Source organism: Lachnoclostridium sp. An14 (assembly GCF_002160755.1).
In the GTDB taxonomy this organism is placed as follows: Bacteria; Bacillota; Clostridia; order Lachnospirales; family Lachnospiraceae; genus Lachnoclostridium_A.
In genome coordinates this window covers 1-3,390 of record NZ_NFLE01000074.1, presented here as the reverse complement: position 1 = coordinate 3,390, position 3,390 = coordinate 1, and the positions used below count along the sequence as shown (strand labels likewise).

The window sequence follows — 3,390 nt, the reverse complement described above, 5'->3', positions numbered from 1 at the left end:
TCGTCTCACCTCTTACATTTCGTCATCGTAGTTCATTTTCCATATCTTGTGTTTTATCCACCATTTTATCAACATCTTGTGGATAAAGAATCCCCCGCCAGGCTGTGACACCTGGCGAGTGACTGTCAAAGGAGGGTAAAATCAATGGGTTCATCCACTGCTTCCAGCTTACACTATAACATTTTCAAAACGGACAATCCGGACAAAACGGACAAACTTTTTTATTTTTCTGCCATAAATCTAACAAATTCTTTCCGGATCCCTTCACCAGTGGCTTTTCTGCCCATCCTCGCTGCCACCTGTTCCCAGGTCATACCTTCGAAAATCTTATACTTGGTGATCCGCTGCATCCGCAGCGGCACTGTCACCAGCCACTCCTCCACCTGCAGCTTGATGGCTTCTGCGGCGGCCTTGCGCTCCTCCAGGATGTGCTCCTTCCGGTCCAGTGCATCGTGATCCAGGGCGTCATAGGGCACGCCGTGAATGGTGCAGCTGATCTCACCAAAAGGGAAATCATAGTCTGACATCCTGACCTTATCCGTGACGGTCTCCCGCCGGCGGCGTCGGAGCCTCTCGATCTCCTCCTCGGTCTCCTTGACCAGCTCGCAGGCATCTATGTACTGGTACAGTATCTGCTTGTCCACCGGCATCACCTCCTGCCTATACTCCTCACCGGTACTCCCGCCCCGTCTCGGGATCCCGCAACCAGATCCGCCCGATGACCTCCAGGCCGTGCCAGGCAGCTATGATCTTCATCCGCCGGATGGCGTTCTCCACGTTCTCCGGCTGCCGGTCTGCCCGGCGGATCGCGTCGCCCTGAGTCGGATCCGGGTAGCCTTCATGGTTCTTGTACATCCGCGTCACCCCACATATACTTGCGCATAATATCGTTTGCCAATAACAATCCTTCCCGTTTTCTTCCCATGCTTTCCATTATCGCCTTCGCAAGATCCTCTCGAATCTTCGTCAGCGTCTCCGATGTACCAACTCGTGTGTTCCATGCCTCTATCGCTGCCTCTTTTGAAATATATACATCTCGTCCTATCGTCCTCCCCGTCGCTGCTATAGGGCACGCCGCCGAAGTATTATCACTTCGATGGACAAGGACGTATCCCACGCCATTTTCGGGATTATTCAAATACCACGAAGGCTGCGGCACTCCATCCCTATCCGTCAGGTTTATGTCTATTCGAGTGCTGCCACAGAATGGGCACGGCTTTATTTTAATTTTCTCCATCATTCTTCATTCTCCTCTCCTGTTCGTTTAGCCTGTGCCTCTCTACAAGCTTTCCGGCACGCCTCACATTTTTTATACGGCCTATCCAGCCACGTGTCGAACAACGTACATTTCGGCACAGCCCGTTCCATTGGCGCTTTTCTTCCATGAGTCCTGTTTCTATGCACGTGATACCGGCACACATCTTTTCCCCAGAAATCCCCGCCATATGTACAGGAATCTGGTTCGGGTGACACCAAATGCTCAACGCTTATCTTGATTTCGCTCACGTTATCTCCTCCTCCTCATCATAACCATACCTCGTCCTCCGCTGCCTTCACACAGTAGTGCATATCACACGCGTACACCATCACCCCATACATCTCCTCCCACTCGGCTAAGTAGCAGCTCAGGCACGGTTCCGTCGCCGCTGAATAATCCAGATCTTCCGGGGGATTCTTCTTCCACTGTTCCATAATCCAATGGGCCTCTTTCAGCTGTTTCAGGTCAAACCTGCAAAAGCAACAGTTTCTCACCTCAATCCGCATCTCTCCAGCCAGCCGAATATACAGCATATACCGCCTTCTCTCAGGGTCTTCATATCCCTTGCAGCAATCCTCAAGCATATCGGCGCATTTACGTCTCCATTCTGTTTCCTGTTTCATGCTCTCGCCTCCTCATCCTCTGATCCAGCTCCTCTACCATGGCCGCCACCACTTCCCGCATGAACGGGTATTTTTTCATCAGCACCACCGCCCAGGTCTGCATCCGCTCCCATTCGTCGGAATGCTTGGGCAGTGGCTTATCCCGGTAGTTCAGCCAGAACCGGTTGTATACTTCTGTGAACGCCTCCTGTACCTCTGGGTTTGTCATATGTTCTCCACCTTCACATAAATCCCAGGGAGCTCCGCCCAATACTTTTCAATGACCTCGCTAGCCACCTGGGCGTCATCTTTCCAGAATCCCAGCTCTGTCATGACATCCTTAAGCATCTTCACCAGGTTGTCTGTGTCCGGCTTGCTGGTTCGGTATTCCCCATCCAGGTGCTCCCCTCTGGGGAAACACCACCAGGTTGTGAGGCGGACCGCTCCATCAAACGGCTGGTCCATCTGGTGGCGTCCTAAATGATCCCTCAGTTTCTGTCTGGCTGCCTTCAGCTCCGCCGGTTCGTAGAAGACCGGCTTTCCCTTCACGATCCGCACCTGCTTCTCCTGATGCGTTTTCGTGGGCGGGACCATCGGCATAAAAAATGCTTTAACCATCGTAATCCGCTCCTCTCCACATACCAGATTCCGGATCATACTGTATAACGCCTTTATACCTTGCCATATCAAAAACTTTCTGAAGAACTTCCGGTTGGCTGGCAATCCATTTTGCCGCTTCGCTTTCGTTTATGTTAAATTTCTCACCCTTCCTTTGATGGAGGAGTGGCGGCATCCTTCTTACACATTTCAAAAAGTCATAATTCATCTTTGGCATTAGCTTTATCACCTCACCGCGTTAATGTTTAGAATTCTCTTTTGATTTCCTTTGGCCCCTGTCATCGGGGAGGGGGAAGGGAGACGGGCCGGGCAGCCTTAGGCCCGTCCCTCTCCTACCCCCGTGACCACGCGACTGCGGGGAAAAAATAATGTACGTAGTACTACAGTCTTCCCCGCACTCGGGGGAAGACTGAAAAGTATGTCTTTCCCGCACTCTGCCGCCCTGGAGGGGAAGACTGAAATTCAGTGTTCCCCGCACGGACCTCTTTGACGGGGAAGACTTAAAATTCAGCCTTCCCCCTCTTTCCCGTTTTGCGGGGAAGTCTTAACTTCCAGTCTTTCCCGCACTGGGATTTTTGTGGATAACTCCGTTTTGTGGATAACTTTTTCATTGTGGATAACTCTATTTCATCTGAATGACTCCGTCCTCAATGACATAACCTCCATGTTCTTTCACCCGATCCCGGACCGACCGGTGGGAAATTCCAAGGTAATTGGCCACCTCATCGACCGTCGGCTTCTCTCCAAAGCAGGCATTCTCCACGGCCTCCTCCAGGGATTTCCGGCGCTCTTCTTTCCGCTCCTCGGCGTTCTTTTTATTCTTTGCCGCACCCTTTTTCCACGGCGGAAGGTCTGTCTCCGGCTGGATGTCTCCCAGCGCCCCGCTGCGGTCAATGTAATGCACCGGGTACC

At 52.0% G+C, this 3,390-nt stretch carries 8 protein-coding genes and 1 pseudogene; all 9 read right to left on the bottom strand.

The window, feature by feature from the left end:
* Nucleotides 1-221: 221 nt before the first annotated feature.
* Nucleotides 222-644: an RNA polymerase subunit sigma-70 gene (locus B5E84_RS20100; protein WP_087226723.1), complete on the bottom strand. Its 423-nt coding sequence runs from the start codon at nt 642-644 to the stop codon at nt 222-224.
* Between the two features lie 25 nt (nt 645-669).
* Nucleotides 670-855 (bottom strand): hypothetical protein, encoded by a 186-nt coding sequence (locus B5E84_RS20095; protein ID WP_087226720.1) that lies wholly within the window; start codon nt 853-855, stop codon nt 670-672.
* Nucleotides 839-1,240 (bottom strand): Lar family restriction alleviation protein, encoded by a 402-nt coding sequence (locus B5E84_RS20090; protein ID WP_087226717.1) that lies wholly within the window; start codon nt 1,238-1,240, stop codon nt 839-841. Before B5E84_RS20090 ends, B5E84_RS20095 begins: the two co-directional genes overlap by 17 nt.
* Complete coding sequence (locus B5E84_RS20495) at nt 1,237-1,506, bottom strand: hypothetical protein (protein ID WP_143469294.1); 270 nt, start codon at nt 1,504-1,506, stop codon at nt 1,237-1,239. Before B5E84_RS20495 ends, B5E84_RS20090 begins: the two co-directional genes overlap by 4 nt.
* An 18-nt stretch (nt 1,507-1,524) precedes the next feature.
* Nucleotides 1,525-1,881, bottom strand: a complete 357-nt coding sequence (locus tag B5E84_RS20085; protein ID WP_087226714.1) for a hypothetical protein — start codon at nt 1,879-1,881, stop codon at nt 1,525-1,527.
* On the bottom strand, nt 1,853-2,089 hold the full coding sequence (locus B5E84_RS20080; RefSeq protein ID WP_087226711.1) for a hypothetical protein: 237 nt from the start codon (nt 2,087-2,089) through the stop codon (nt 1,853-1,855). The genes B5E84_RS20085 and B5E84_RS20080 overlap by 29 nt, the downstream gene beginning before the upstream one ends.
* Nucleotides 2,086-2,478: a RusA family crossover junction endodeoxyribonuclease gene (locus B5E84_RS20075; protein ID WP_087226708.1), complete on the bottom strand. Its 393-nt coding sequence runs from the start codon at nt 2,476-2,478 to the stop codon at nt 2,086-2,088. The genes B5E84_RS20080 and B5E84_RS20075 overlap by 4 nt, the downstream gene beginning before the upstream one ends.
* Nucleotides 2,471-2,695 (bottom strand): hypothetical protein, encoded by a 225-nt coding sequence (locus B5E84_RS20070; RefSeq protein WP_087226704.1) that lies wholly within the window; start codon nt 2,693-2,695, stop codon nt 2,471-2,473. Before B5E84_RS20070 ends, B5E84_RS20075 begins: the two co-directional genes overlap by 8 nt.
* 405 nt (nt 2,696-3,100) lie before the next feature.
* Nucleotides 3,101-3,390, bottom strand: a pseudogene (locus B5E84_RS20755) (AAA family ATPase); the annotation flags it as partial.